Below are 25,959 nucleotides of genomic sequence, written 5' to 3'. Positions count from 1 at the left end.
CCATGGGATTACTTCATTACGCACCGGTCCGCACCAGCATCAAGATTTGCGGCCTTAAACGCCCGGAAGATGTTGATTTTGCTGTGAATTCTGGCGTGGATGCGCTCGGGTTTGTGTTTTATCCCCCCAGCCCACGGGCAGTCAGTCCGCAGCATGCGGCCGGCCTCATTTCCCGCCTGCCAGCAGGGGTGGACGCCGTCGGCCTCGTTGTAAACGCCTCCGATGCTGAATTTGCGGCAATTCGAGCCTATGCGCCAATTACGCTTTGGCAATTTCATGGGGACGAGAGTCCGGAAGAGTGCCAGCGCTTAGCGGCTGGGGATCCTTGGATCAAGGCAGGCCGAGTGGGTGAGGGCTTCGCTTTCGCCGATTTTTCCCTACAATATAGGCAAGCAGCCGGTTTCTTGCTCGACGCCCTGGTTGAGGGCTATGGTGGGGGCGGCATTCCTTTTGATTGGCAATGGATTCCAGAAGCATGGGTAAGCGCAAACGCGCCTCGGGTCGTTTTGAGTGGTGGGTTGAACGCACACAACGTGGGCGAAGCAATTGCGCGCCTACAACCCTGTGCCGTGGACATTTCGAGCGGCGTTGAAAGCGCTAAAGGCATTAAAGATGCCGTTTTAATGGCCCAGTTTATTGAGGCAGTTCGACTGGCCGATTCCAAGAAACCAATGCGGTAACCCAATCAAAAGAGGTAACTATGTACGATAAGCCGGATTCACGCGGGCACTTTGGCCCTTACGGCGGTGTTTTCGTTTCAGAGACACTCATGTTTGCTCTGGAAGAGCTAAAAGAAGCATACGCACGCTACCAGCACGACCCCGAATTCATTGAAGAGTTTCATTACGAGCTCAAGCACTTTGTTGGTCGTCCGTCCCCCGTGTATCACGCCAAACGCTGGAGTGAAATGCTGGGCGGCGCGCAGATTTATTTAAAGCGCGAAGACTTAAATCATACCGGCGCACACAAGATTAACAACGTCATTGGGCAAGCCATGCTGGCCAAGCGCATGGGTAAGCCGCGCATCATTGCAGAAACGGGCGCAGGACAGCATGGTGTTGCTACCGCCACCATTTGCGCGCGCTTTGGTTTGGACTGCACCGTCTATCAAGGCTCAGTGGATGTAGCACGTCAGGCACAAAACGTCTTTCGCATGAAGCTCTTGGGCGCCAAAGTAGTGCCAGTGGAGTCGGGCACGAAAACTTTAAAAGATGCCTTGAATGAGGCGATGCGTGACTGGGTCACCAATGTGGAAGATACCTTCTACATCATTGGTACCGTTGCTGGCCCACATCCATATCCGATGATGGTTCGCGACTTTCAGAGCGTGATTGGAGAAGAGTGCAAAGTGCAAATGCCGGAGATGATTGGTCGTCAACCCGACTATGTCATGGCATGCGTTGGCGGCGGATCGAATGCCATGGGTATTTTTTATCCCTACATCGATTACCCCGAAGTGAAGCTAGTTGGTGTTGAAGCTGCTGGTCATGGTTTGAATACCGCTGCGCACTCGGCTGCATTGTGCGTCGGCAAGCCGGGTGTATTGCATGGCAACCGTACCTATTTATTGCAAGATGAAAATGGTCAAATTGCAGAGACTCATTCGGTATCTGCTGGCATGGACTATCCAGGAGTCGGTCCTGAACATGCTTGGCTGAAAGATTCTGGCCGTGCTGAGTATGTGGCGATTACCGATCAAGAAGCGCTCAAAGCATTTCATGATTGCTGCCAAATTGAAGGCATCATTCCCGCCTTAGAGTCCGCTCATGCGATTGCATACGCTTGCAAACTTGCCGCTACCTTGCCAAAAGATAAAACTATTTTGGTGAACTTGTCTGGTAGAGGTGACAAAGACATGCACACCGTTGCCCAAGCAACCGGGTCGGAAGGTTAAGGGGTAGATCGGATTTATGTCGAAAATTTCAGCGGTATTTAGCGATTTAAAACAGGCCGGTAAAAAAGGTTTAGTTCCTTTTATTACTGCCGGCGATCCGGAGCCGGGCTTAACGGTTGCGCTCATGCATGCACTGGTGCGTGGTGGCGCCAACGTGATTGAGTTGGGCGTGCCATTTTCGGATCCGATGGCCGATGGTCCGGTGATCCAGCGTTCATCCGAACGGGCGCTGAGTCAGGGCGTTACCTTGCGGCACTGCCTGGATATGGTGAAAGCATTTCGGGAGACCGATGCCAATACGCCGGTTGTACTCATGGGTTATGCCAATCCAGTCGAGCAAATGGGCGCTGCGCGTTTTGCAGCCGAGGCCAAAGCAGCCGGTGTTGATGGGGTACTGATTGTGGATTACCCACCGGAAGAGTGTGTTTATTTTGCGCAGCAGATGCGCGCGGCTGGAGTGGATCCGATTTTTCTATTAGCGCCAACCTCATCGCCAACGCGCATTAAAGAGGCCGCGAAAATAGCATCCGGCTATATTTACTATGTTTCATTGCGCGGTGTGACTGGCGCCAATAATCTAAATACCCAAGATGTGGCGAGCATCATCCCGCAAATTCGAGCGGCCACTCCAATACCGATTGCGGTTGGTTTTGGTATTCATGATGCTGCCAGTGCTAAGGCCGTTTCCAATACGGCTGACGCCGTGGTGATTGGTAGCCGCATCATTCGCTTGCTTGAAGAGGCGCCTCCGGGCGAGGCGGTACAATCGCTTGAATATTTCATACGCGAGATTCGCACTGCATTGGATAGCTAAAATACATGAGCTGGATCGATAAACTTCTTCCGCCGCAAATTCAGCACACTGACCCCGCTAATCGCAAGTCGGTTCCTGAAGGCTTGTGGGTTAAGTGCCCTGGATGCGAAGCCGTTTTATACAGTACCGATATTGAAGCCAATCTTTCGGTATGTCCTAAATGCAGTCATCATATGCGTATCGGTGCGCGCCAACGCTTAGATAGCCTGCTCGATCCAAAGGGTCGATATGAAATTGGCGCCAATGTCTTTCCGGTTGATCCACTGAAGTTCAAGGACTCCAAAAAATACCCCGATCGCATTAAAGAGGCGGTAGACGTATCGGGTGAAACTGATGCGTTGGTGGTTCTTGGTGGAAAGATTGAGTCGATTCCCGTTGTCACCGCTTGTTTCGAATTTCAATTCATGGGTGGCTCGATGGGATCGGTTGTGGGTGAGCGCTTTGTCCGCGGCGCCCAAGAGGCGATTGATAAAAAATGTGCCTTTATTTGCATTACTGCAACCGGTGGTGCGCGCATGCAAGAGAGTCTTCTCTCTCTATTGCAAATGGCTAAAACAAATTCGATGTTAACGAAGCTGTCAAAAGCAGGCTTGCCTTACATTAGCGTTCTGACTGATCCCACCATGGGCGGCATTTCAGCTAGCTTTGCTTTCATGGGCGATGTGGTCATGGCCGAGCCCAAAGCATTAATTGGCTTTGCTGGACCACGGGTGATTGAGCAAACCGTTCGTGAAAAATTGCCAGAGGGATTTCAGCGCTCCGAGTTTTTATTGCAAAAGGGCGGCGTTGACATGATTGTGGATCGCCGTAATATGCGCGCTGAGATTGCCCGCATACTCGCGCTCTTACAAAAACTACCAGAGCCGTCGATTACTGCCCCGGTTGGTTCATCCTCTTAGCCCATTAAAGCGTTGAGCGAATCAAGCCCAGATCCCATTTCCTTCTCTAGCCTCGAGGCCTGGCTTAGTCACCTCGAAACGGCCCATCCGGTTGGAATCGATATGGGTCTTGAGCGTATCAGTCGGGTTAAAGCAGCGCTTGACCTTCAATTTGATTGCCCCATCATTACGGTGGCAGGAACAAACGGTAAGGGTTCCACCTGCGCCTTTTTTGAGAGCATTTTGCTGGCAGCCGGTTATCGCGTGGGATGCCACACATCACCTCACTTGCTGCAATTCAATGAACGCGCACGCATCAATGGCGTCAATGCCACCGATGCCCAGCTACTGGTCCATTTTGCTGAAGTGGAGGCGGCAAGGGTCAGTCTTCCCAATGCCCCCACGCTGACCTATTTTGAATTTACGGCCCTCGTCATCATGCGTCTATTTGCAGCGGCTAAATTAGATGCCGTTATTTTGGAGGTGGGTATGGGCGGCCGTTTGGATGCCATCAATATCTTAGATGCGGATTGCGCGATTGTGACCAGTATTGATATTGATCATGCCGCTTTTTTAGGTGATACCCGAGAAAAAATTGCACGAGAAAAGGCCGGTGTATTTCGCGCTAATGCGATTGCAGTTTGCGGCGATCCAATGCCTCCGGATAGCTTAGTCGCCCGTGCAGAATCCTTGGGGTGTGATCTTTGGCTGATGGGTAGGGATTACAACTTTCAAGGCGATAAACAGCAATGGGCGTGGTCTGGACGAGGCAAGCGCTTTAGTGGCCTAGGCTATCCCGCGTTGCGGGGTGCTAATCAATTACTCAATGCCTCTGCTGTGATTGCAGCCTTAAGTGCTTTGCGTGACCGCATACCCGTTAGCGCACAAGATATACGCAATGGATTTGCCATGGTGGAGCTACCGGGTCGTTTTCAGGTTCTGCCGGGACAGCCGACGATTGTGCTCGATGTGGCGCACAATCCCCATGCTGCCGCGACTCTGGGGCAGGGCCTCGATAAGATGGGTTATCACCCCTATACCTATGCCATTTTTGGCGCAATGTCCGACAAAGACATTCATGGTGTCATACGTCCGATGCTAGGCCTAGTCGACCACTGGTTCTGCACTGATCTACCAACCAGCAGGGCAGCAAGCGCAACTGAACTGGCTGGATTTTTAGAGGCCAGTGGAGTCAAGCCCGATCAGGGCGTAGATGGCGGCATTCAGACCTTTGCAAGCCCTGGAGACGCCTACCAAAAGGCGCTTTTATCCGCAGGGGAGGGTGATAGAATAGTGGTATTCGGCTCTTTCTATACTGTCGCAGGCGTAATGGCTTATCGAAACAACCAGGCGCACTAATCCATGATTCGTCTATCCCAGCTTTTTAAGCGCGATTCCCAACCCGATGATGGGTTGCGTGCTTCGTCGACGCGATCGCGTGCGGACGCCAAACTGAATAGTCGTAGTTCGCGTGCATCGGCCGATGATCCTGTGTTAACTGAGGATCCTGAGCATCAACGTGCCCGTCATCGCCTCATTGGCGCTGCGGTATTGGTTTTAATTGCAATTATTGTTTTGCCTCGGGTCTTGGATAGCAAACCAAAGTCGGTTAGCAATGACATTGCGATAACCATCGTTAGTAATCTGCCAGCGGTGGTTTCGCCGCAACCAACTCCGTCAGCGTCTGCTGAGCCAAAATCCGAAGAAGCCAAAGCCACAATAAAACCAGTCGTGCCGGCCGCAGCTGCACCTGCGCCCGCAATGGATGCGAAAGAATCGAGCAAAGCAACGCCGTCTGCCCCTGCAAAAGCAGTTGCGCCCAGTTCAGCGGACAAAACCATGGGCCTAGCTGCCGGCGAAGAAATTGTTGTTGCAGCTAAGTCAGCTACGCCGGATACCGCCAGCGCTGCTGCAAGTAGCACTGGGAAGTTTGTGATTCAAATTGGCGCCTTTGCATCGGAAGAACGCGCGAATGGTTGGATTGCAAAACTCAAAGAGCAAAAGATTCCGAATTACGTTTTAAATCGCACTGGCGCAGACGGCTCAAAACTCCTTGCCCTACGTGCTGGCCCATTTTCAGATAAAGAAACAGCCGAGGCTGCTGAAAAGAAAATCAAGGCAATGGGCCTTACTCCCCGAATAGTTGAAGTGGGGAAGCAGTGATCCCACTTCCATTTACCGGATAGCGCATGGATATTCTGGCCACCCTCAAGCTAACCTCGGTTGATTACTTTGCCTTTGCCATCTTATTGGTTTCGGCTTTCGTTGGAATCTACCGTGGCTTTTTTAAAGAGGTGCTTGCTTTGGCCTCTTGGTTTGTAGCGGCATGGGTTGCCTACCATTACAGCAACTATTTGGCGGTCGAATGGCTTTCCACTTTTCAGCTCGATGAGATGGTGCGACTTGGCCTTAGCTTTCTTATCTTGTTTATCTTGGTACTCATTGCAGGCAACTTCATTGGCTCAATGGTTCAAAAGGCGATCATCTCTGCTGGCCTCAGCTCTACGGATCGTTTTTTGGGTCTAGCCTTTGGCTTGGTGCGCGGCGCGTTTGTCGTGATTGTTCTATCGACCTTGGCAGTATTAACGCCAGTCCCCCAAACGCAGGCATGGAAAGCCGCAATGACGCGTCCTGCAATTGATGTTGCGATGGGAGTGATTCAAGTATGGTTACCGTCCGACTGGGCGGCAAAGCTAAGCGCGCCTAAGAGCGTTATTCCTGCACCACCACCCTCAGGGAGTTAAGTTATATGTGCGGCGTAGTCGGAAGTGTTTCGCGTTACCCGGTAAATCAGTTGCTCTATGACGCCTTGCTGCTACTCCAGCATCGTGGTCAGGATGCGGCTGGTATTGCGACGATGAATGGCAATTCATTCACCATGCACAAAGCAAATGGCTTGGTGCGCGACGTGTTTCGTACCCGCAATATGCGCAGTTTGGTTGGCAATGTGGGGATTGGTCAGGTGCGTTATCCCACTGCTGGTTCAGCGAGTAGCGAGGAAGAGGCCCAACCCTTTTATGTTAGCGCGCCGTATGGAATCATTCTGGCGCACAACGGCAATTTAACCAATGCGCCTGCGCTGCGCACTGAAATGGCTTACCGTGATCGCCGCCACATTAACACGAGCTCTGATACTGAGGTACTGCTCAACGTACTGGCGGATGAGTTGCAAAAAGAAACCAATAGCGCTGCACTCGATGAGCAATCCATGTTTAAAGCGGTAACGGGACTGACTCGCAGAGTAAGGGGCTCCTATGCCGTGGTGTCATTGATCGCTGGCTATGGCTTACTGGCGTTCCGCGACCCATTTGGTATTCGTCCTTTGTGCATTGGTCGGATTGATGGTCCAGATGGCCCCGAGTGGATGGTTGCTTCAGAATCGGTAGCACTCGAAGGCCTGGGCTTTACCTTTGTTCGCGATGTTGCGCCAGGGGAGGCAATCTACATTGACCTCGATGGCAATTTTGTTGCCCATCAGTGCGTACCCAATGCAGTCCTCAATCCCTGTATTTTCGAATACGTTTATATGGCTAGGCCAGACTCTACGATTGATGGTGTAACGGTTTACAACGTACGTATGCGCATGGGTGATTATTTAGCCGAGAAAATTCGGGCCGAAACCGACGTGAGTGAAATCGATGTGGTGATGCCGATTCCAGATTCGAGTCGCCCGGCAGCGATGCAGGTGGCTAAGCGCTTAGGCATTAGTTACCGCGAAGGTTTCTTTAAGAACCGCTATATTGGCCGCACCTTCATCATGCCTGGGCAGGCAGTGCGCCGTAAATCCGTGCGTCAAAAACTGAATGCAATGCGGATTGAGTTTAAAGACAAGACTGTCTTAATTGTGGATGACTCGATTGTGCGTGGTACGACTTCCTATGAGATTGTGCAAATGGCGCGTGAGTCGGGTGCCAAGAAAGTGATCTTTGCATCAGCAGCGCCACCGGTGCGTTTTCCAAATGTGTACGGCATTGATATGCCAACCCGCAGTGAATTGGTCGCCTATGGTCGTACCGATGCCGAGATTAATAAGATGATTGGCGCTGATCAGCTCATTTATCAAAGTGTTGAGGACATGAAGCAGGCGGTGCGTGACATCAATCCAGAGATTCAGGATTTTGAGGCGTCGTGCTTTGATGGCCATTATATTACCGGCGACATTAACGATTCCTATCTAGATGCATTGGAGGCTTCACGCACCTCCGAAACGGCGCAAGCAGACCGCCAAAAGGATCCGGGTGACTTTGCGCGCTCCCAGCTGCACTTGCACTTAGCTACCGAAGATTAAGTACACTAGCAGTATGGCCAGCAAAATTACTTCAAAGCGTCGCTCCCTCGACCTATCCAAACTCGCCCCTGAGTCGGTTGCGGTTCGTGCTGGCACGCGCCGCTCTCAGGAGTATCAAGAGCATTCCGAAGCCTTGTACTTAACATCGAGCTTTTGCTTTAATAGCGCAGAAGAGGCGGAGCATGGTTTTGCGAATGCCGAATCCGGTTTTATTTATTCGCGTTTCACCAATCCCACCGTCAGTATGTTTCAGGATCGCTTGGCTGCACTCGAAGGCGGTGAGGCCTGCATTGCGACCGCATCGGGTATGGCCGCCATTATGACGACTGCCATGGCCCACCTGAAGGCAGGTGATCATGTGGTTTGCTCACGTTCGGTATTTGGTGCAACCATTCAACTGTTTGGGAGCATTCTCGGTCGCTTTGGTATCACTACCAGCTACGTTGATTTATCGGATAACAAGGCGTGGCAGGCCGCAGTGCAACCCAATACTCGGATGTTTTATCTCGAGACACCATCCAATCCCTTAACGGAGATTGCTGACATTCGTGCGATCGCCAAGATCGCCAATAAAGCAAATGCCTTGTTTGTGGTGGATAACTGTTTTTGCACGCCAGCTTTGCAGCGGCCCCTTGATTTTGGGGCTGACGTGATCATTCATTCGGCTACCAAGTATTTGGATGGCCAGGGCAGGGTACTGGGCGGTGCGATCGTGGGCAAAAAATCCTTCATCATGGATAAAGTATTTCCATACGTGCGTACGGCCGGACCAACCCTGTCTGCTTTTAATGCGTGGGTATTTTTAAAGGGCCTTGAGACTCTTGACCTCCGCATGAAGCAACAGAGTGCGAACGCACTGGCTTTAGCGCAGTGGCTTGAAAAGCAAGCAGGGGTTGAGGCTGTTTATTACCCAGGTCTAAGGTCCCATCGGCAATTTTCGCTAGCAAAGAAGCAGCAAAAGGCAGGCGGAGCGATTCTGTCTTTTGTTCTTAAGGGCGGAAAAAAGGCAGCGTTTAAGTTAATCGATCAAACGACGCTGTGCTCGATCACAGCCAATTTAGGCGATACCCGTACCACGATCACGCATCCTGCAACGACTACCCATTGCCGAGTGTCGCCCGAGGCACGTAAAGCCGCAGGCATTTCCGATGGTTTGGTGCGGATTGCGGTTGGCCTTGAAAATACCGATGACTTAATTCGTGATTTGCAAGGCGGCTTTAAAAAGTAAGTCTGTGATGAGCCCCATCATCTTTTTAGTGAAGCTTGCTTAGGCAAGCTTTTATATTTTAATTAGTACAGAACAGATCACCATGGCAACCGCATTCTCTGATGGCGCTGATTTTTGGAATAAGCGTTTTGATACGCCCGATTATATTTTTGGCAGGGCGCCTAATGAGTATCTACAAACGCAAGCTGAGCGCCATTTAAAGAAAGGCGATGCGGTATTGTGCGTTGCCGATGGCGAGGGTAGAAACTCAGTGTGGCTTGCAAAGCAAGGAATGCAGGTTGACGCATTTGACTTATCGGAAGTTGCGCTTAAAAAAGCCATTGCGCTTGCCAGAGAAGAGGCCGGGCACGTTCAATTTACGCTGGCATCCACCGATAGCTGGGATTGGCAGCAAAACCAATACGATGCCGTAGTCGGTATTTTTATTCAGTTTGCTGACCCAGTCATGCGCCCCCGTTTATTTGCGCAAATGGCCTCGACCTTAAGGCCTGGAGGACTGCTCATCATTCAGGGTTACACGCCGAAGCAGTTGGAATTTAAAACGGGCGGTCCTTCGATACTGGAACACCTGTATACAGAGGAGATGATCCGCAACTTGATTGGCGATCTAGAGCCGATCGATCTATGCCTGTATGAAAAAGAACTATCCGAAGGGCCAAAGCATACCGGGATGTCAGCTTTGTTAGGTTTAGTCGCGCGTAAACCGGTATAAGAAAACTAAACGTTCCATTTGCGCAGAATGGTATTCACGTATTGCTCGAGTTCTGGTGGTCTGAGTGCGCCCGACAGTCGGTCTAGTTCCTTGCCTCCCTTGAAGACTGCTAAGGTTGGAATCGAGCGAATCTGAAATTGGGATCCGAGCGCCTGCTCTGCCTCGGTATTCACTTTCGCAAAAACCAGTTGGTTTGCATAGCGCTGGGCGGCTGCGGCAAAGGTGGGGGCAAACTGAGTGCAGGGACCGCACCAAGGCGCCCAAAAATCCAGTAAAACAGGTAAATGATTTTGCCCCGTTGCTTCAGAAAAATTACCTTGATTTAATTCAATCGGCAAGGACAGCAAGCTTTTTTTACAGGCACCACACTGTGGATCCTGCGCGATGCGATCGGCTGGAAAGCGATTTTGCTTGTGGCAATGGGGGCAGCTAATTTGCATGGATTGCTCCTGTACTACATGGCTTTATACAGCAAACTGAGGGAAATTAAAAAGGTAAAGATGGCAAACGCTTGCTGTATGCGTGGCCCGCTAATTTGTTTTGCAATGACACCGCCTAGTAGCATTCCAGAAACGGCCCCGGCTGCAAATGGAATGCCAATGGACCAGTTCAGATGGCCTGCTATAGCAGCGCTTGTTGCCCCCGTAATCGAAATCAAAGCCAAGACGCCCAGCGACGTGGCAACAATCGATTGCATGGGAAGATCGGTTACCTTTTTAAGCGCAGGAACAATGATGAAGCCGCCACCAACGCCGAGCAGTCCGGATAAGAATCCCGCTACGGCGCCGGACCCCATCAGAGAACGTGCACACGGCACAGACCAAATTAAGCGACCGATGGATTGATCTAGCTTGCAGGGCGGAGCAGGACGCTCTTTTGGAAGATTGCCTGTGATTTCTTGCTGGGCTTGAATCAGCATCCGAACGGACACAATGATCAGTACGGTAGCAAATGCAATCATCAGTGGCTGATTGGGGATCCGCTGAGCCAGGTATACGCCTATGGGCGCTAATACGACGCCAAGTGCAGCCATGACGAGCGCAGCGCGATAGCGCAATAATTTTGTACGCAGTCCATTGATAGCGCCAAGCGAGCCTGCGACGGCGATCGCTAACAAACCAATGGGGCCGGCGCTGGCTACGCTGAGCTTAAGTCCAAAGACCAGAAGTGGAACGGACAGAATGCCTCCGCCAGCCCCTGTCAAGGCCATCATCAGGCCGACGAAGACCCCAAGCCCTACGCTTACTGCATTCATACTATCCATATTGCTTAGTATCCACCCTCAGGTAATAAATTCATATTTATATTATATATTTAAATATAATGTTATACTATGGGTCATGAACACAACAACCCAAGCTACCGTTAAAGCATTTTTTGATCCGCAGACGTGGACCTACACCTATGTGGTGTATGAATCAAAAGGGTCCGCATGCATCGTGATTGATTCCGTTCTGAATTACGACCCGAAGTCGGGTCGTACCAAAACAGAGTCGGCCGATGAAGTAATTTCCTTTATTAAAGACAACCGCTTACAGCTTGAATGGATTCTAGAAACCCATGCCCATGCTGACCACCTGACTGCGGCTCCCTATATTCAGGATAAGCTGGGTGGAAAGATCGCGATTGGCGATCACATTACCACCGTGCAGGGCGTATTTAAGGGCGTATTCAACTTAGACGATGTTGCAGCGGATGGTTCGCAGTTTGATGCCCTGATTAAAGAGGGTGAATCGGTTCGCTTTGGTAATTTATCGTTCAAGGCGTTATATGTTCCTGGCCATACTCCTGCGTGCATGGCATACGAGATCGGCGACAGTATCTTTGTTGGCGATACCTTATTTATGCCGGATGTGGGTACAGCACGCTGCGACTTCCCTGGGGGCAGTGCCAGCAATTTGTATCGCTCGATTCAGTCAATCCTGAAGTATCCCCCCAATACGAAGCTTTATATGTGCCACGATTACCCTCCGAATGGTAGGCCGCCTGAATACCAATCTACCGTCGCAGAACAAAAAAAGAGCAACATTCATGTGCACGATGGCGTTACGGAAGAGCAGTTTGTGGCCATGCGCAATAAACGCGATGCCGGACTTGAGATGCCCGTACTCATTCTGCCGTCGATTCAGGTCAACATTCGTGCAGGCCATATGCCCAAACCAGAGGGTAACGGCACTGCATACTTAAAGATTCCATTAAACGCGCTTTAAAACCCAGAAGAAAAATAGACCACCATGCCAGCAACCATTGATTTAGAACGCATGCGCACATCGGCTGACGAGGCTTGCCGTTTAATGAAGGTATTGTCCAACCCTGACCGGATGCTATTGCTGTGTGAAATCAGTCAAGGCGAGAAGTGCGTAGGTGAGCTTGAGACTATATTGGACATCCACCAGCCGACGCTGTCGCAGCAATTGACTGTGTTGCGTAACGAAGAGTTGGTTGAGACCCGCCGTGATGGCAAGTTAATTTATTACTCCCTATCTAGCGCTATTGCGGTTGATGTAATGACATTACTTTACAAGCACTATTGCCGTAAATAAATCCGATTCATTACAACTTGGAGTTCATCATGAAATGCAACGTAGGCAACGCGGATCGTGCGATCCGAATCATCGCAGGCTTAGTATTAATTGGTCTTGCTGCCACTGGCACGATTGGCATGTGGGGCTGGATTGGCATTGTCCCCGTATTGACTGGCGTATTTCGTTTTTGCCCGGCCTATCCGCTCTTGGGTATCAATACCAATAGCAAATCATAAAACGGCTTGCATCCAATTAAAGTGCTTTTGTAGGCGCTTTAGCTGGGTGCAGTCGTCGTAAAGCGCCGTGGATCATTAATGGGTCGCAGCGGCATGATGTGGATTTGCTTGCCATCAAGCTCAAGCTCAACCTGGATGCCAACTCCAAGCTCGAGTCGCCGTACCTCAGCGGCAGAAGCTTCCCAAATAACCGTTTGATCGCTTCCAGGAATGGAGAACTGAATCACGGCAATTTGACCAATGGTGCTGATTTCAGTGACAAGGGCAGCCTGACTGAGCGCTGTTTTTGTTCTGCTGACGCTGATGCCGCTTTGCGGAATAACCCAGGCAACCATGCTATCCGCCGGAATTTTATTTTTATCAAGCACATCGAATGCAATAGACGTGCCCTGCCAATGCAGCTTGCCTTGATTGAATCGCCCTTGAAATAGATTGCTAATACCGACTAGTTCCGCCACTCTTGAATTGCGCGGTTTTTGGAATAAGTTCTGCGGACTTGCTGTTTGTAAACCAATGCCGCGATCAATCACCGTAATGCGATCAGCAAGCAAGCCTGCCTCGCGCAAATCGTGCGTAACTAAAATAATTGGAATCTGTAAATCGCGTCGCAATTCTGCCAAGGTTTTGTAAAGGCCTTGCCGGGTCGGCGTATCAATCGCAGAAAAAGGTTCATCCAAGAGTAAGACTTTAGGTTGGCGTGCTAGTGCTCTTGCCAATGCGACGCGTTGCTGCTGACCGCCAGAGAGTTGATTGGGCATGCGCAGTGCGAGTTCACCAATGCCCATGCGCCTTAACCATTCCTGCGCAATGACCTGCTTTTCCGACGGCGTGTGCTGCGTATTTTGCAAAGGAATTTTGACATTATCGATGGCGGATAAATGGGGAAAGAGGGCGTATTGCTGAAACAAGAGTCCGCACGAGCGCTGGGCTGGCGATAGGGCATGTGACTTAAAGTTCACCCCTTCTTCTGCGCTAAACCAAGTTTCCCCATTGCATTCGATTTGGCCATGGACCGGATTGCGTAAGCCAGCAATAGTCCGAAGTGCCGATGTTTTGCCGCTGCCCGATGGCCCTACCAGGGCATGCAGTTCGCCATTAGCGCATTCGATATTGAGTTGCAGCGGCATGGGTGTGGTTTGGTATATGCGCAGCTTTAGCATGATTTGCGCCTGCCTAAAATACCGTAAGAGAGTGCAATAGCAATCAGAGAGGTTGCCAATAGTAAGAGGGAGAGCAGTCCTGCGCCAGCAATATCAAAGCCTTGAACCTTGTCATAAATCGCAATCGAGACGGTTTTGGTTTCACCAGGAATAGCTCCGCCGACCATCAAAATGACTCCGAATTCCCCCAAGGTGTGCGCAAAGGTCATAACGGCAGCGCTAGTCACCCCACGCCAGGCCAAAGGTAGCTCGATCAGGCGAAAAATTTGCCAATCCGATAGTCCGCTGACCTGGGCCGCCTCGCGAATTTCCGGGTTAATCGACTCCAAGGCTCTCTGGATTGGCTGTACCGCAAATGGCAAATTAACAATCAGGGAAGCCAGAAGAATTCCCTCAAATGAGAAGACCAAGGGGTGGCCAAATAGGCTGACATCCCCAAAGCCGACCAGCAGGTAATAACCCAGAACCGTGGGTGGCAAGACCAGCGGCAAAGCCAGAAGGGCCTCAATCCAGGGTTTTGCGGGCCCCATTCGAAGGAGGCGATGCGCCAACCAAATACCCAAGGGCAACATGATTGCCAATGTATATAGGGCTAACTTAAATGAGAGAAATATCGCTTCCGTATCCAACACGCCCCAATTTTAGGGCCTAAGCACAATATTTCCAGCTGTCTGACCTAGGGTAATTCACTATGGTCACTGACCCTCCTAAGGCGTTAAATATGCATAAATGCGTTAAGATGCATATTTACACCTGTTTTGTAACAAATAATTGACAAATGAGCCAACTCATTCCGCCGGAGACGAAAGACCTAACGCCTGCCCAAATGGAACAGGTCTTTAGGCAAGTGTCTCAATTTTTCAGCTTACTGGCAGAGCCATCGCGGCTAAAGATCCTCTTCATCTTGTGTGGCGGTGAGCAAACCGTGAATGCAATAACCGAGGAGGCTGGTTCGAGTCAGGCGAATGTATCAAGGCACTTAACTGCATTGCACCGCGAAGGAATATTAAAGCGACGCAAAGAGGGCGTTACGGTCTATTACTCCATTGGCGATGAAGCTACATTGGGTATTTGCCAAAGCGTATGTGCACGTGTTGTAGAAGAAATGAAGACGTAGTTTTTTTAATCAATTATTTAGTGAGTCTTTAAAACAATGAATAAAAATCAACTGGAACTGAATTCAGAAGATATTCAATACGTTGAAAAGCCGAAAGGGCAATCGCGGCTTCGCAAGGCCCCGGAGCATTTCATTTCGCAAGATTTTATTGCCGACGTGAATAAAAATGGCCTCGATGAAAACCGCCGCGGTTTTTTACGTAAAGGCTTTTTGTCTGCCGTTGGCGGCGCTGCTGGCTTAGCAGCCGCGCCTGCTGCATTCGCCTCGGCTGCAGGAGATCCAGCCATTTTAGAAAAGCAAGAATGGCAAACCACGCTGGGTAAAAACGTAGCGACCATGCCCTATGGCTTGCCTTCGGTGTATGAGTCCAATTTAATTCGCCGTGAGTCCCCCGGTTTAACACGCGTTTCAGCCGCATCGGTTGCATTTACACCGTTGCAGGGCCTCTTTGGAATCATCACCCCGAATGGTCTGCACTTTGAGCGCCACCATCAAGGTTGGTATAACTTAGATCCGAATAAACACCGCCTCATGGTCAACGGCCTGGTTAAAAGCGAACGCGTTTTTACCATGAGCGATTTAATGCGTATGCCGTCGGTATCGCGCATTCACTTCATTGAGTGCGGCGCTAATACTGGCTTGGAGTGGGGTAATGTGGCGGTGCCCACTGTGCAATACACCCATGGCATGTTGTCGTGTTGCGAATTTACTGGTGTACCGCTGTCTGTATTGCTAGATGAGTGCGGCGTTGACCTTAAAAAAGGGAAATACTTGTTAGCCGAAGGTGGCGATGGTTCCGGCATGACCCGCACCATTAATTTGGACAGCGCACTCAAGGATTCGATTGTGGCTTGGGGTATGAACGGCGAGATGCTGCGCCCAGAGAATGGCTTTCCACTGCGTTTAGTTGTTCCCGGTGTTCAGGGTGTGAGTTGGGTGAAGTGGTTGCGTCGTCTGGAAGTCGGCGATATGCCCTATGGGGCGAAAGATGAGGCGATTCACTATATTGACTTGATGCCCAATGGCTTGCATCGCCAGTACACCTCGATTCAGGAATGCAAATCCGTTATTACAACGCCGTCGGGTGGTCAGCAGTTACTCGATAAAGGTTTTTATAACGTAACCGGTATGGCTTGGTCAGGCCGCGGAAAAATTAAACGCGTTGATGTCTCCTTTGATGGCGGCAATAACTGGAGAACGGCTCGTTTAGAAACGCCGGTACTGACGAAAGCAGTCACGCGATTCAATATCGACTGGGTTTGGGATGGTTCACCCACGATCATGCAGTCGCGCGCGATGGATGACACGGGTTATGTTCAGCCTACCATCAAGGCACTGCGCGACGTACGCGGCACGCGATCGATTTATCACAACAACGCAATTCAATCATGGAAATTGGATTCCAACGGCGAGGTGAGCAATGTACAAGTTGGGTAAATTGGGCTCTAGCTTGAGCCTCACGGTCACACTCATGATGGCCGCAGGTATTTCGTATGCACAGGGTAGCGCATCGGGTTCAGGAAAGTTTCCTGGTATTGGTAGGGCAGCAACGCCAGCCGAAGTAGCCGCTTGGGACATCGATGTACGTCCGGATTTTAAGGGTCTGCCGAATGGATCGGGCTCTGTAAAAAAGGGCGAGATGGTATGGGAGGCGCAGTGTGCCAGTTGCCACGGTACTTTTGGTGAGTCCAATGAAGTCTTTACGCCTATTGCTGGCGGCACGACGAAAGATGACATTAAGACGGGCCGAGTTGCTGCACTAGCAGACAACAAGCAGCCACAGCGCACTACCTTGATGAAGGTAGCAACGATCTCGACGCTTTGGGACTATATCCATCGGGCCATGCCCTGGAATGCGCCGCGTTCGCTGAGCTACGACGACACCTATGCTTTAGTCGCCTACATCCTTTATTTGGGTGAGGTTGTTCCGGATACCTTTGTTCTCAGTAATGCCAATATGAAAGAAGCGCAAGCGATGATGCCCAATCGCAATGGCATGACCCAGCAACATGGTTTGTGGAGCAATAATGGCAAGCCAGACGTGAATGCCAAACCCTGTATGAACAACTGTGTTCCATTTGTGCAGATTGGCTCCACCTTGCCCGACTATGCTCGCAATGCGCATGAAAATATTGCGTTGCAAAATCGCCAGTACGGCCCTTACCTCGGTGCAGATTCAACCAAGCCACCGCTAAGTAAGTTGCCTGGCGCTTCTGCTGCTGTAATGATGCCGGTGGCTATGGCTGCCGCACCCACTGGCCCAGCTGCGCTCTTTAAGAAAGAGAATTGCTCGGCTTGCCACGCACCTGCAGCAAAATTGGTGGGTCCATCGATTGAACAAGTGGCGGCCAAATACAAAGGTCAAGCTGATGCAGTCCCGAAGTTGATGGCTAAGGTGAAAAAGGGTGGTGCGGGTGCTTGGGGCGCTATTCCAATGCCCGCCCAGGATCAGCTGTCGGATGCCGATAACAAAGCATTAGTAGAGTGGATGCTGACAGGCAAGTAAAAGTGAGTAGAATCACCAATACATGAATTGGTAAGAGTGAATTAAAAAGTTAGTAATAAAACAGATTAATAAAGGAGTGTTTATGAATCAGCAACGCCGTAATCTTTTAAAGTATTCCGCGGTCTTTGGCCTGATGGCTTCAGCCGGTTTAATTACAGAAGCACAGGCACAAGAGTGGAATAAAGCCGCTTTTGAAGGCAAGAGCTTGGATGACGTATTCAAGGCCCTCAATGCAGGTAAGCCAAGTAGCTCAACTGCAGTGACTTTAGTTGCACCGGACATCGCAGAAAATGGCGCGGTTGTGCCTGTTGGCATCTCCAGCACATTAAAAGCAGAGCAAATGGCCATTTTGGTTGAAAAGAATCCCAGCTCACTGGCAGCCCAATTTTTTATTCCACCTGGAACTGAGCCATTTGTGACCACCCGCGTGAAGATGGGTCAAACCTCGAACGTGTACGCTGTGGTGAAAGCAGACGGCAAGTGGTTTATGTCGATGAAAGAAGTCAAGGTTACCTTGGGCGGTTGCGGCGGTTAATTCCCGTTCAAAATCCAGCGTAATCGATTTATATACAGATAATTAGAGAGGAAGCAAAATGGCTGATCCAATGCGCGTTAGAGCAACTGAAGCAGGTGGTGTGGTTGATGTAAAGATTTTGATGAAGCACGATATGGAAGCCGGTCAGCGCAAAGACGCATCGGGCAAAACCATCCCTCAGTGGTTTATCAGTACCGTGACCGTTCAAGCTCAAGGTAAAAATGTATTCATGGGTGAGTTTGGTCCTGCCGTATCAAAAGACCCATTCTTGAATTTCAAGTACAAGGGCGCTAAAGGTGAGAAAGTCACGGTAACGTGGGTTGACAACCGCGGTGCTAAGCGTACCGATGAGGCAACGGTTTCTTAATTTATTAATCTAACTGATACATTCGCACTAAGACGAAGGGGTTACCATGGATAAGCGCATTGCTTATGGAGTTGTTATTGCATCATTCGCTTTTTTGCAGGCTTGCACGAGCCCGACAAAAAGCGAAGCACCCAAAGCAGCCGCAGCTGCACCTAGCGGTTCCGCTACCGATGAAATAGCACGCTATCGTGCCATGATTGCCGATGGTAATCCTGCTGATTTGTATGAGGCAGCGGGCGAAGAGATTTGGAAAAAACCCATGGGACCCAAAAACGCCAGCTTGCAAAAGTGTGACTTAGGTAAGGGGCCCGGTGTAGTGAAAGGCGCTTCCGCTGAATTGCCACGCTACTTTAAAGACACCAACAAAGTACAGGATCTTGAATCCCGTTTGGTGACTTGTATGGTTCGCTTGCAAGGCTATGATGCAAACGAAATCATCACTGCTGGCTTTGAAAAAGGCAAGCGTAAAGACGTTGAAGCAGTTGTTGCCTACGTGGTTGCAAATTCCAAAGGAATGCCGATCAAGGTCTCTATCAAGCACCCCAAAGAAAAAGAAATGTATGAGCTGGGCAAGAAGTCCTTCTTTTACCAGGGTGGTCCAATGGACTTCTCCTGCGCGTCCTGCCATGCAGAAAATGGCAAACGCATTCGCTTGCAAGATTTGCCTAATATCACCGAGCAAAAGGGTGCTGCATTGGGCTGGGGTTACTGGCCAGCATACCGCGTATCCAGCGGTAACTTTTGGACCATGCAGCGTCGCCTAAACGATTGCTATCGTCAGCAGCGCTTCCCAGAGCCCGTTTACATTTCCGACAACACAATTGCGCTGTCGATGTATATGGCGTATACGGGTAATGGCGGCACGATCGAAACACCAGGATTAAAGCGTTAATTCGCCGGAGAATATAAAAAATGAAAAAAACAATACTTATTTCTGCGGCCCTCTTGGCCATGCCATTCGCTAGCGTCCAAGCGCAAAGCGCCTTTGACAAGATGATGAAGGCCGGCTTTGAGGCCAAAGGTCAGGCGGGTCTTGATCGCATTAATCAAGATGCAACTCAAAAGTTTTGCTCTGATGCGAAAAACTTAACCGATGAGAAGACCGGAGCCAAACGTGCCGAGATCGAGAAGATCAATATGGCTACCATCAAGCAGCCGTCCGATGGCAAATACATTGGTGACTGGAAAAGTGGTGAGCGGATTGCGCAGAGCGGTCGTGGCGCAACCTGGACCGATAAGCCAGATTCAGCAGTAGGTGGTGGATGCTATAACTGTCATCAAATCAACAAGGCTGAAATCTCACACGGAAATATCGGCCCAAGCCTTTGGAACTACGGCAAGATGCGTGGCTACTCAAAAGAAGTGGTTGAGTACACCTGGGGTCGTATTAGTAATTCCAAGGCCTATAACGCCTGTAGCAATATGCCGCGTTTTGCACACTTCAAGCTCTTAAATGAGAAGCAGATGCAAGATGTCATGGCTTTACTGCTGGATCCGAAATCACCCGTTAATCAATAAGTAAAACAAGACAGGCCGCAAGGCCTGTTTTAGTAATAGGAAAAAGAAAATGTCATTGAATCGCCGTGAGTTTATGCAAGCATTGGCTTTTGCCTCTGCGGGCGGAATGAGTTTGCAATCGAGTTTTGCGAATGCCCAAAGCGCAGCGCAAAAATTTTACAATTTACCGAAATTCGGTAACGTCCACTTACTGCATTTCACAGATTGCCATGCGCAGTTATTGCCGATTTACTTTCGTGAACCCAATGTCAATTTAGGTATTGGTTCGCAGTATGGGAAAGAGCCCCATTTGGTGGGTGAAGCATTCCTCAAGGCGAACGGAATTAAGCCTGGTACTCGCGATGCCCACGCATTTACCTATCTAGATTTTGCCGCTGCTGCCCAGACCTACGGCAAGATGGGTGGCTTTGCCCACATGTCGACTTTAGTGAAGCAACTAAAGGCATCCAGACCAGGCGCATTATTGCTAGATGGTGGCGATACCTGGCAAGGCTCCGGAACTGCACTTTGGACCAATGGCCAAGACATGGTGGATGCAGCACTCAATTTAGGTGTTGACATCATGACTCCGCATTGGGAGATGACCCTGGGCGAAAAGCGCGTGATGGAAATCGTGCAAAAGGATTTTCAGGGCAAGGTTTCCTTCATTGCCCAGAACATCAAGACAGCTGACTTTGGTGACCAGGTTTTTAGTCCTTACACCATCCGCAACATGAATGGGGTTTCTGTTGCCATTATTGGTCAGGCCTTCCCCTATACGCCGATTGCCAATCCACGCTACTTTACGCCTGACTGGACCTTTGGCATTCAGGAAGAGAATCTGCAGAAGATGATCGATGAGGTCAAAGGCAAGGGTGCCAAGGTTGTAGTTTTGTTATCGCATAACGGCATGGACGTCGATCTGAAGATGGCTTCACGCGTACGCGGCCTTGATGCGATCATGGGCGGCCATACGCACGATGGTGTTCCAATTCCAGTCAAGGTAAAGAATGCCGGCGGAATTACCCTCGTTACCAACGCCGGTTCGAACGGCAAATTTTTAGGTGTACTGGACTTTGATGTGAAGGGTGGCAAGGCGGTTGATTTCCGTTACAAGTTATTGCCGATCTTCTCGAACCTTTTGCCGGCTGACCCCGCGATGACGCAGCTGATTAAAAAAGTACGCGCACCGTACGAAACGAAGTTGGCAGAAAAGCTGGCAATTACTGAGGGCACCCTCTATCGCCGCGGTAACTTCAATGGCAGTTTTGATCAGGTGATCTTAGATGGCTTACTCAAGCAGAAGAACGCCGAGATTGCGTTCTCACCTGGATTCCGTTGGGGTACGAGCCTATTGCCAGGGCAGGCCATCACCATGGAAAACCTGCTCGATCAAACAGCAATTACCTATCCCTACACCACCGTTGCACCCATGTCAGGAGCAACCATCAAGACCATTCTGGAAGACGTAGCAGACAACCTCTTCAATCCGGATCCGTACTACCAGCAGGGTGGCGATATGGTTCGCGTGGGTGGCTTGCAATACACGATTGATCCAGCCGGAAGCATGGGTTCACGGATCTCAGAGATGCGCTTAAATGGCGAGCTCTTGGATGCCAATAAAACCTACCGCGTTGCAGGATGGGCACCGGTCAGCGAAGAGGCAAAGAGCGCCGGTGGTGAGCCGATTTGGGATGTGATTGCACGCCATTTACGCGATGTGAAGACCGTGAAAGCCGTCAAGCTCAATGAGCCGATTATTAAAGGCGTTAAAGGCAACCCTGGAATGGCAGCAATTTAATCAAGGAGCAACAAAATGAAGATGCAATGGATAGCCATTCGATTCGCAACACTTTTGGGGTTTGGTTTAATGATGACCGCTCCAATTCCGGCACTCGCCCAAACCTCGGTGGTGTATCACATCGATGATGCGCAGGTGCAAGGCCTTAAAGGCTTACGCAATATTCGCAACCATTTGGATGTGGCACCGGATACAAAGATAACCGTAGTGACCCATGCCAATGGAGTTGACATCCTGATGGATGGCGGTAAAGACCTAAAGAGTAATGTGGACTACGGTCCTTTGGTCGGCGCGCTTAAGTCGAGGGGCGTACGCTTTGAGGTCTGCGAAATTACGCTAAAGAACCGGAATCTAAAAAAAGAGCAGTTCACCTTGGATGCGGACTTCACACCTTCTGGGGTTGTGCGGATCGCTGATTTGCAATTCAAGAATAACTTTGCATACATTCGTCCGTAAATTCCTGCGTGTTTTCATTTAAGCCGGCCATTCATGGATAAGCAGCGATACTGCGTTTCTATTCTGTCCCTTGCAGTCATAGTCGCCTGCTTTACTGGGGTTCCGATAGCGCAGGCGCAACCATCTAAACCGCCTCAAGTCAATGCAGACGGCACGATTCAGGTTAAGGCAATTCAGGTAGCGCCCAATACGTATTTTGTCCAAGGCGTTCCTGAAATGGGCAGCAAGCAAAATCAGAATTTCATTTCCAATGCTGGCTTTGTGGTGACGCCCAAGGGGGTTGTGGTGATCGACGCTTTGGGTTCGCCGGTGTTGGCACAAAAGCTCATTCAAGAAATTCGGAAAGTAACCAAGCAAAAAATTGTGGCGGTAGTTCTAACGCATTACCATGCCGACCACGTCTATGGCTTGCAAGAATTTAAACGTCTGGGCGCAACGGTCTACGCACAACGGGAGGGCCTGAATTACCTGGCATCGGAGACTGCGAAGCAGCGTCTTATTGCTTCCCGAACTGATTTTGCTCCCTGGGTTAATGAAAATACCCGCTTAGTGCCTGCTGATGTCTGGATTGATCAAAGCAAAAACATTACGGTGGGTGGCGTCGAGTTTCGGATCGGCCGAGTAGGACCTGCGCATGCACCGGAAGACTTGATCGTGTCCATCCCCTCTGAGAAAGTTTTATTCGCAGGGGATTTGGTGTTTCGGGGGCGCATTCCGTTCGTGGGTAACGCAGATAGCCGAGGCTGGATGAGTGCCTTGGATGAAATCCAGAAGCAAAATCCTAAGATTGTGGTTCCGGGCCACGGCTCGTATTCAACCAATCCGCTTGCTGACATTACCTTTACCCGGAACTATTTGGCCTATTTGCGCGAAGTGATGGGGCCCGCCGCCCGGGATTTAGACCCGTTTGAGGAGGCTTATGCTAAGGCAGACTGGTCAGAATATGAAGGAATGCCCTTATTTCGGGCTGCTAACCGCATGAATGCCTATAACGTGTACCTCTCGATTCAGGCCGAATAGACCACAATAGCCCATAGGGCTTTAAAATGGCGGAATAATTGATTTTGTTCATTATTTTCCTCCAGAGGTCATCCGATGAAGTGCATAAACACTAAAGCAGTTCTGTTGTCGATTGCCATGCTGATATCGAGCCTAGCCCATGCCGCGCCGAATCTGCAAAATGGCAAAGCCATAGATCAAGCGAAATGCTATGCATGCCACGCAAAAAAGACGGGGTTTTCCAATGGTGACATGATTTATACGCGCTCAGATCGCAAGGTGAAAGACTATGCTCGGCTCAAGACCATGGTAGCAATGTGCAATACCGAGCTCCGCTTGGACATGTTTCCAGAAGATGAGGCCGATGTCGTTGCCTACCTTAACAAGCAGTTTTATAAATTCAAACCTTAATTATTAGAAGAAATTATTTAGTATGGATTCAGTAGCAGTTGCCGCGCTCGGCAAGATTGTTTTATGGTCTACCTTTGGAATCACCGTGGTGCTCGGTATCGTGATGCAAAAAACCGGCTTTTGTACCATGGGTGCAGTATCCGATGCGTTCATTATGTCGAACTGGACGCGTCTAAAGCAATGGTCGTTGGCGATTGGTATCGCCATGATTGGCGTTGCGCTGATGTCCTACTTCGGCATCATTGATACATCCAAATCCATTTACACCGGAACCCGCGTTCTCTATCTCTCGCTTTTTATTGGCAGCGTCCTTTTTGGAATTGGTATGGTGCTTGCTTCGGGCTGCGGCAGCAAAACCCTGGTACGCATTGGGGGCGGTAACTTAAAGTCGGTGGTGGTGTTCTTGGTTTTGGGGCTAACGGCCTATATGACGATGCGCGGCTTTCTGGGTGTGATTCGGGTGGATACCATTGATAAAGTATTTTTTACCTTAGGTAGTAATCAAGATTTACCGAGCGTGATTGCTGCGCAAACGGGCATGGCTAAGCCCATGCTGCAGCTGATCTTGGGTTTTGCAATTGGCGGCGCCATGGTCGCCTATGCCGTGCTCGATAAATCCTTTTGGACCTTCGATAATTTGTTGGCTGGCATTGGCATTGGCCTTGGTATTTGTGCGATTTGGTGGGTTTCAGGTTCGTTGGGTTACGTTGCCGAGGATCCGAATACTTTAGAAGAGGTATTTTTACTGACCAATACGGGCCGCATGGAGAGTCTATCGTTTGTTGCTCCATATGCCTTTACTCTGGATTGGTTAATGCTGTATAGCGATACGTCGAGAGTCTTAACGGTAGGCATCGTTGCCGTTGCTGGAATCATTACGGGATCTGCTATCAGTGCCATTGCTACAAAAAAATTCCGCTGGGAATCCTTCCGGAATGCCGAAGATACCGGCAATCACTTGCTTGGTGGTGCCTTAATGGGTTTTGGTGGCATTACCGCAATGGGCTGTACCGTTGGACAAGGCCTAACTGGAATCTCAACGCTCGCCATCGGCTCCTTTATCGCATTGCCAGGATTTATCCTAGGCGCATACCTTTGCCTGCTCTATCTGCAATGGCGTATGGCGCCCAATCCCTGCCAATAAGCCCAAGGCTTTTGCATATTTTCTGGTTATACCCAGGAATTAACATTATATATTTACATATAATGTTATACTAAGTATTGTTAGAGGCTAAATAGTGAGCCTCAGCATGACCTTACTATTTTGGAGCAAGGCAATGTACATTGATTGGACTGCGTTTACACCTGGACCGGCTTTATTCGGCGGCGTTCTGCTGGGTATTGCTGCGGCACTCTACATTCATTTTCATGGCCGCATCCTCGGCATCAGCGGGATTGTGAGCGGACTGTTACGCCTTCAAAAGAACGATCTGTTTTGGCGCATTTGTTTCGTACTGGGCCTATTGACTGCCTCTTTTTGGGCGGGATTTTTATTTGACTTTCATCCTACGCAAATAATTCAGGCCGAGTGGGGCGCATTGATTCTGGCTGGTTTATTGGTAGGTTTTGGCGCACATTATGGCTCTGGCTGTACTAGTGGCCACGGCATTTGCGGCTTATCGCGTTTATCGCCACGCTCTTTAGTTGCTACCGCCTCGTTTATGGGCGCTGGTTTCTTAACCGTATTTGTTATTCGGCACGTACTCTCATGATGCGCAAATCCGTTGGACTCGTAAGTCAATACCTGATTGGTGTTTTGTTTGGCCTGGGGCTGCTTGTCTCCGGAATGAGTAATCCAGAAAAGATCTTAGCTTTTCTTGATCTGGGTGGCGCATGGGACCCTTCCTTGATTTTTGTGATGGGCGGTGCTGTATTAGTAGGTTTGGTGGCGTTTTATTTGGCCAAGAAGCGGACGCAAAGCTTTTTTGGCGATGCCCTGCAAATCCCAACGCGCCGCGATATCGATAAGCGATTGGTGATTGGCAGTCTCCTATTTGGCCTTGGCTGGGGCATTGCTGGGTTTTGTCCCGGCCCCGCTTTAGTGGCGCTCGGTACTGGGCATGCTAAGCCCTTGGTCTTTGTTTTGGCCATGCTGGTTGGCATGGCGGCTTGCGAATGGTTCTTTAGCGGCAATAAACGGGCTCCTGCTTTAAAATAGACCTTTTACTGCTTTAGTACGAGGATGAGATGAGCGTTGCCATTACTTGCCACAACACTGCCTTTGGCACTGCAGGCCAAATCGAGCCTGCCCAGTTGACTGAAATTGCTGCCCAAGGCTATAAGAGCGTCATTAATAACCGCCCAGACGGCGAAGCAGGTCCATCGCAGCCTAAGAATGCCGATATTGCTGCGCAAGCAGAGGCCCTGGGTTTGCATTACGCCTATTTGCCGGTAGTGCCAGGGGCGATGACGCCGGCCGAGGTACAAGAAATGAGTCGGCTCCTAAAAACAATGCCCGGCCCCATTTTGGCTTTTTGCCGCTCAGGTGCACGTTCAACCAATTTGTATCAGCTTGCACTGCAGCTTGGCTAAGCA

The 25,959-nt window shown here is 50.1% G+C and carries 32 protein-coding genes; 28 read left to right on the top strand and 4 right to left on the bottom strand.

The window, feature by feature from the left end:
* The first annotated feature begins 2 nt into the window (after nt 1–2).
* The 10 genes from AOC34_RS05360 to AOC34_RS05315 all read left to right on the top strand — a co-directional run bounded on the left by AOC34_RS05360 (nt 3) and on the right by AOC34_RS05315 (nt 9,814).
* Nucleotides 3–680: a phosphoribosylanthranilate isomerase gene (locus tag AOC34_RS05360; RefSeq protein WP_108469104.1), complete on the top strand. Its 678-nt coding sequence runs from the start codon at nt 3–5 to the stop codon at nt 678–680.
* 20 nt (nt 681–700) lie between these two features.
* A complete protein-coding gene (gene trpB, locus AOC34_RS05355; RefSeq protein ID WP_108469103.1) occupies nt 701–1,894 on the top strand; it encodes a tryptophan synthase subunit beta in 1,194 nt (397 codons plus the stop codon).
* Between the two features lie 16 nt (nt 1,895–1,910).
* Nucleotides 1,911–2,708, top strand: coding sequence for a tryptophan synthase subunit alpha (gene trpA, locus AOC34_RS05350; protein ID WP_108469102.1), 798 nt, complete (start codon nt 1,911–1,913; stop codon nt 2,706–2,708).
* Between the two features lie 5 nt (nt 2,709–2,713).
* Nucleotides 2,714–3,607, top strand: coding sequence for an acetyl-CoA carboxylase, carboxyltransferase subunit beta (gene accD, locus AOC34_RS05345; protein ID WP_108469101.1), 894 nt, complete (start codon nt 2,714–2,716; stop codon nt 3,605–3,607).
* 12 nt (nt 3,608–3,619) lie between these two features.
* Nucleotides 3,620–4,945, top strand: a complete 1,326-nt coding sequence (gene folC / locus AOC34_RS05340; protein ID WP_234408046.1) for a bifunctional tetrahydrofolate synthase/dihydrofolate synthase — start codon at nt 3,620–3,622, stop codon at nt 4,943–4,945.
* Nucleotides 4,946–4,948: 3 nt separating this feature from the next.
* Nucleotides 4,949–5,749 carry an SPOR domain-containing protein gene (locus AOC34_RS05335; protein WP_108469100.1) on the top strand — a complete coding sequence of 267 codons (801 nt, stop codon included), beginning with the start codon at nt 4,949–4,951 and terminating at the stop codon, nt 5,747–5,749.
* 26 nt (nt 5,750–5,775) lie between these two features.
* Nucleotides 5,776–6,330 carry a CvpA family protein gene (locus AOC34_RS05330; RefSeq protein ID WP_108469099.1) on the top strand — a complete coding sequence of 185 codons (555 nt, stop codon included), beginning with the start codon at nt 5,776–5,778 and terminating at the stop codon, nt 6,328–6,330.
* 5 nt (nt 6,331–6,335) lie between these two features.
* Complete coding sequence (purF, locus tag AOC34_RS05325) at nt 6,336–7,874, top strand: amidophosphoribosyltransferase (protein WP_108469098.1); 1,539 nt, start codon at nt 6,336–6,338, stop codon at nt 7,872–7,874.
* A 13-nt stretch (nt 7,875–7,887) separates the two neighbouring features.
* A complete protein-coding gene (locus tag AOC34_RS05320; RefSeq protein ID WP_108469097.1) occupies nt 7,888–9,102 on the top strand; it encodes an O-succinylhomoserine sulfhydrylase in 1,215 nt (404 codons plus the stop codon).
* An 82-nt stretch (nt 9,103–9,184) separates the two neighbouring features.
* Complete coding sequence (locus tag AOC34_RS05315) at nt 9,185–9,814, top strand: SAM-dependent methyltransferase (RefSeq protein WP_108469096.1); 630 nt, start codon at nt 9,185–9,187, stop codon at nt 9,812–9,814.
* Between the two features lie 5 nt (nt 9,815–9,819).
* On the opposite strand, the gene trxC is transcribed toward AOC34_RS05315, so the two are convergent.
* A complete protein-coding gene (trxC, locus tag AOC34_RS05310) occupies nt 9,820–10,254 on the bottom strand; it encodes a thioredoxin TrxC (RefSeq protein WP_108469095.1) in 435 nt (144 codons plus the stop codon).
* 14 nt (nt 10,255–10,268) lie between these two features.
* Nucleotides 10,269–11,078: a sulfite exporter TauE/SafE family protein gene (locus AOC34_RS05305; protein ID WP_108469094.1), complete on the bottom strand. Its 810-nt coding sequence runs from the start codon at nt 11,076–11,078 to the stop codon at nt 10,269–10,271.
* 76 nt (nt 11,079–11,154) lie between these two features.
* Between AOC34_RS05305 and AOC34_RS05300 the strand changes: the two genes are divergently transcribed.
* The 3 genes from AOC34_RS05300 to AOC34_RS05290 are packed head-to-tail and all read left to right on the top strand — an operon-like array spanning nt 11,155 to nt 12,575.
* Nucleotides 11,155–12,024: an MBL fold metallo-hydrolase gene (locus AOC34_RS05300; RefSeq protein ID WP_108469093.1), complete on the top strand. Its 870-nt coding sequence runs from the start codon at nt 11,155–11,157 to the stop codon at nt 12,022–12,024.
* Between the two features lie 24 nt (nt 12,025–12,048).
* Nucleotides 12,049–12,357 (top strand): ArsR/SmtB family transcription factor, encoded by a 309-nt coding sequence (locus AOC34_RS05295; protein WP_108469092.1) that lies wholly within the window; start codon nt 12,049–12,051, stop codon nt 12,355–12,357.
* A gap of 29 nt (nt 12,358–12,386) precedes the next feature.
* Complete coding sequence (locus AOC34_RS05290) at nt 12,387–12,575, top strand: YgaP family membrane protein (protein ID WP_108469091.1); 189 nt, start codon at nt 12,387–12,389, stop codon at nt 12,573–12,575.
* A gap of 38 nt (nt 12,576–12,613) precedes the next feature.
* Here AOC34_RS05290 and AOC34_RS05285 read toward each other — a convergent pair whose 3' ends face one another.
* Entirely contained in the window at nt 12,614–13,735 is a 1,122-nt protein-coding gene (locus AOC34_RS05285; RefSeq protein ID WP_108469090.1) for an ABC transporter ATP-binding protein, read from the bottom strand.
* Entirely contained in the window at nt 13,729–14,367 is a 639-nt protein-coding gene (gene modB / locus AOC34_RS05280) for a molybdate ABC transporter permease subunit (protein ID WP_325051254.1), read from the bottom strand. Before modB ends, AOC34_RS05285 begins: the two co-directional genes overlap by 7 nt.
* 146 nt (nt 14,368–14,513) lie before the next feature.
* Here modB and AOC34_RS05275 point away from each other — a divergent pair, with 146 nt between their 5' ends.
* The 15 genes from AOC34_RS05275 to AOC34_RS05205 all read left to right on the top strand — a co-directional run bounded on the left by AOC34_RS05275 (nt 14,514) and on the right by AOC34_RS05205 (nt 25,956).
* Entirely contained in the window at nt 14,514–14,852 is a 339-nt protein-coding gene (locus AOC34_RS05275; RefSeq protein ID WP_108469089.1) for an ArsR/SmtB family transcription factor, read from the top strand.
* 36 nt (nt 14,853–14,888) lie between these two features.
* Nucleotides 14,889–16,289 (top strand): sulfite dehydrogenase, encoded by a 1,401-nt coding sequence (soxC, locus tag AOC34_RS05270; protein ID WP_108469088.1) that lies wholly within the window; start codon nt 14,889–14,891, stop codon nt 16,287–16,289.
* Nucleotides 16,273–17,358 (top strand): c-type cytochrome, encoded by a 1,086-nt coding sequence (locus tag AOC34_RS05265; RefSeq protein WP_108469087.1) that lies wholly within the window; start codon nt 16,273–16,275, stop codon nt 17,356–17,358. The genes soxC and AOC34_RS05265 overlap by 17 nt, the downstream gene beginning before the upstream one ends.
* An 82-nt stretch (nt 17,359–17,440) precedes the next feature.
* Nucleotides 17,441–17,893 (top strand): thiosulfate oxidation carrier protein SoxY, encoded by a 453-nt coding sequence (gene soxY, locus AOC34_RS05260; protein ID WP_108469086.1) that lies wholly within the window; start codon nt 17,441–17,443, stop codon nt 17,891–17,893.
* A gap of 58 nt (nt 17,894–17,951) precedes the next feature.
* The gene (gene soxZ / locus AOC34_RS05255; protein ID WP_108469085.1) at nt 17,952–18,260 is read left to right on the top strand and encodes a thiosulfate oxidation carrier complex protein SoxZ; all 309 of its coding nucleotides are present in this window, start codon (nt 17,952–17,954) and stop codon (nt 18,258–18,260) included.
* A 46-nt stretch (nt 18,261–18,306) separates the two neighbouring features.
* Nucleotides 18,307–19,152 (top strand): sulfur oxidation c-type cytochrome SoxA, encoded by an 846-nt coding sequence (gene soxA, locus AOC34_RS05250; protein ID WP_108469084.1) that lies wholly within the window; start codon nt 18,307–18,309, stop codon nt 19,150–19,152.
* A 20-nt stretch (nt 19,153–19,172) separates the two neighbouring features.
* Nucleotides 19,173–19,778 (top strand): sulfur oxidation c-type cytochrome SoxX, encoded by a 606-nt coding sequence (gene soxX, locus AOC34_RS05245; RefSeq protein WP_108469083.1) that lies wholly within the window; start codon nt 19,173–19,175, stop codon nt 19,776–19,778.
* 55 nt (nt 19,779–19,833) lie between these two features.
* Nucleotides 19,834–21,558 (top strand): thiosulfohydrolase SoxB, encoded by a 1,725-nt coding sequence (soxB, locus tag AOC34_RS05240; protein WP_199908349.1) that lies wholly within the window; start codon nt 19,834–19,836, stop codon nt 21,556–21,558.
* A gap of 15 nt (nt 21,559–21,573) precedes the next feature.
* The gene (locus AOC34_RS05235) at nt 21,574–22,014 is read left to right on the top strand and encodes a DsrE family protein (RefSeq protein ID WP_108469081.1); all 441 of its coding nucleotides are present in this window, start codon (nt 21,574–21,576) and stop codon (nt 22,012–22,014) included.
* A gap of 33 nt (nt 22,015–22,047) precedes the next feature.
* The gene (locus tag AOC34_RS05230; RefSeq protein ID WP_108469080.1) at nt 22,048–23,034 is read left to right on the top strand and encodes an MBL fold metallo-hydrolase; all 987 of its coding nucleotides are present in this window, start codon (nt 22,048–22,050) and stop codon (nt 23,032–23,034) included.
* Between the two features lie 75 nt (nt 23,035–23,109).
* A complete protein-coding gene (locus AOC34_RS05225; RefSeq protein ID WP_234408045.1) occupies nt 23,110–23,424 on the top strand; it encodes a hypothetical protein in 315 nt (104 codons plus the stop codon).
* 22 nt (nt 23,425–23,446) lie between these two features.
* Nucleotides 23,447–24,568 (top strand): YeeE/YedE family protein, encoded by a 1,122-nt coding sequence (locus AOC34_RS05220; protein ID WP_108469079.1) that lies wholly within the window; start codon nt 23,447–23,449, stop codon nt 24,566–24,568.
* Nucleotides 24,569–24,701: 133 nt separating this feature from the next.
* Entirely contained in the window at nt 24,702–25,136 is a 435-nt protein-coding gene (locus tag AOC34_RS05215; protein WP_108470066.1) for a YeeE/YedE family protein, read from the top strand.
* Entirely contained in the window at nt 25,136–25,582 is a 447-nt protein-coding gene (locus tag AOC34_RS05210; RefSeq protein ID WP_108470065.1) for a YeeE/YedE family protein, read from the top strand. Before AOC34_RS05215 ends, AOC34_RS05210 begins: the two co-directional genes overlap by 1 nt.
* A 29-nt stretch (nt 25,583–25,611) precedes the next feature.
* A complete protein-coding gene (locus AOC34_RS05205; protein WP_108469078.1) occupies nt 25,612–25,956 on the top strand; it encodes a TIGR01244 family sulfur transferase in 345 nt (114 codons plus the stop codon).
* Nucleotides 25,957–25,959: the final 3 nt, after the last annotated feature.

Origin of the sequence: Polynucleobacter difficilis (assembly GCF_003065365.1) — a bacterium.
In the GTDB taxonomy this organism is placed as follows: Bacteria; Pseudomonadota; Gammaproteobacteria; order Burkholderiales; family Burkholderiaceae; genus Polynucleobacter; species Polynucleobacter difficilis.
Note: the sequence above shows the minus strand (reverse complement) of the source record. Positions and strands in the feature narration are given on the sequence as shown.

Coding starts and splice junctions, on each gene's coding strand:
- AOC34_RS05360 (WP_108469104.1), top strand. CDS start 3: ATGGGATTACTTCATTACGCACCGGTCCGCACCAGCATCAAGATTTGC.
- trpB (WP_108469103.1), top strand. CDS start 701: ATGTACGATAAGCCGGATTCACGCGGGCACTTTGGCCCTTACGGCGGT.
- trpA (WP_108469102.1), top strand. CDS start 1,911: ATGTCGAAAATTTCAGCGGTATTTAGCGATTTAAAACAGGCCGGTAAA.
- accD (WP_108469101.1), top strand. CDS start 2,714: ATGAGCTGGATCGATAAACTTCTTCCGCCGCAAATTCAGCACACTGAC.
- AOC34_RS05335 (WP_108469100.1), top strand. CDS start 4,949: ATGATTCGTCTATCCCAGCTTTTTAAGCGCGATTCCCAACCCGATGAT.
- AOC34_RS05330 (WP_108469099.1), top strand. CDS start 5,776: ATGGATATTCTGGCCACCCTCAAGCTAACCTCGGTTGATTACTTTGCC.
- purF (WP_108469098.1), top strand. CDS start 6,336: ATGTGCGGCGTAGTCGGAAGTGTTTCGCGTTACCCGGTAAATCAGTTG.
- AOC34_RS05320 (WP_108469097.1), top strand. CDS start 7,888: ATGGCCAGCAAAATTACTTCAAAGCGTCGCTCCCTCGACCTATCCAAA.
- AOC34_RS05315 (WP_108469096.1), top strand. CDS start 9,185: ATGGCAACCGCATTCTCTGATGGCGCTGATTTTTGGAATAAGCGTTTT.
- trxC (WP_108469095.1), bottom strand. CDS start 10,254: ATGCAAATTAGCTGCCCCCATTGCCACAAGCAAAATCGCTTTCCAGCC.
- AOC34_RS05305 (WP_108469094.1), bottom strand. CDS start 11,078: ATGGATAGTATGAATGCAGTAAGCGTAGGGCTTGGGGTCTTCGTCGGC.
- AOC34_RS05300 (WP_108469093.1), top strand. CDS start 11,155: ATGAACACAACAACCCAAGCTACCGTTAAAGCATTTTTTGATCCGCAG.
- AOC34_RS05295 (WP_108469092.1), top strand. CDS start 12,049: ATGCCAGCAACCATTGATTTAGAACGCATGCGCACATCGGCTGACGAG.
- AOC34_RS05290 (WP_108469091.1), top strand. CDS start 12,387: ATGAAATGCAACGTAGGCAACGCGGATCGTGCGATCCGAATCATCGCA.
- AOC34_RS05285 (WP_108469090.1), bottom strand. CDS start 13,735: ATGCTAAAGCTGCGCATATACCAAACCACACCCATGCCGCTGCAACTC.
- AOC34_RS05275 (WP_108469089.1), top strand. CDS start 14,514: ATGAGCCAACTCATTCCGCCGGAGACGAAAGACCTAACGCCTGCCCAA.
- soxC (WP_108469088.1), top strand. CDS start 14,889: ATGAATAAAAATCAACTGGAACTGAATTCAGAAGATATTCAATACGTT.
- AOC34_RS05265 (WP_108469087.1), top strand. CDS start 16,273: ATGTACAAGTTGGGTAAATTGGGCTCTAGCTTGAGCCTCACGGTCACA.
- soxY (WP_108469086.1), top strand. CDS start 17,441: ATGAATCAGCAACGCCGTAATCTTTTAAAGTATTCCGCGGTCTTTGGC.
- soxZ (WP_108469085.1), top strand. CDS start 17,952: ATGGCTGATCCAATGCGCGTTAGAGCAACTGAAGCAGGTGGTGTGGTT.
- soxA (WP_108469084.1), top strand. CDS start 18,307: ATGGATAAGCGCATTGCTTATGGAGTTGTTATTGCATCATTCGCTTTT.
- soxX (WP_108469083.1), top strand. CDS start 19,173: ATGAAAAAAACAATACTTATTTCTGCGGCCCTCTTGGCCATGCCATTC.
- AOC34_RS05235 (WP_108469081.1), top strand. CDS start 21,574: ATGAAGATGCAATGGATAGCCATTCGATTCGCAACACTTTTGGGGTTT.
- AOC34_RS05230 (WP_108469080.1), top strand. CDS start 22,048: ATGGATAAGCAGCGATACTGCGTTTCTATTCTGTCCCTTGCAGTCATA.
- AOC34_RS05225 (WP_234408045.1), top strand. CDS start 23,110: ATGAAGTGCATAAACACTAAAGCAGTTCTGTTGTCGATTGCCATGCTG.
- AOC34_RS05220 (WP_108469079.1), top strand. CDS start 23,447: ATGGATTCAGTAGCAGTTGCCGCGCTCGGCAAGATTGTTTTATGGTCT.
- AOC34_RS05215 (WP_108470066.1), top strand. CDS start 24,702: ATGTACATTGATTGGACTGCGTTTACACCTGGACCGGCTTTATTCGGC.
- AOC34_RS05210 (WP_108470065.1), top strand. CDS start 25,136: ATGCGCAAATCCGTTGGACTCGTAAGTCAATACCTGATTGGTGTTTTG.
- AOC34_RS05205 (WP_108469078.1), top strand. CDS start 25,612: ATGAGCGTTGCCATTACTTGCCACAACACTGCCTTTGGCACTGCAGGC.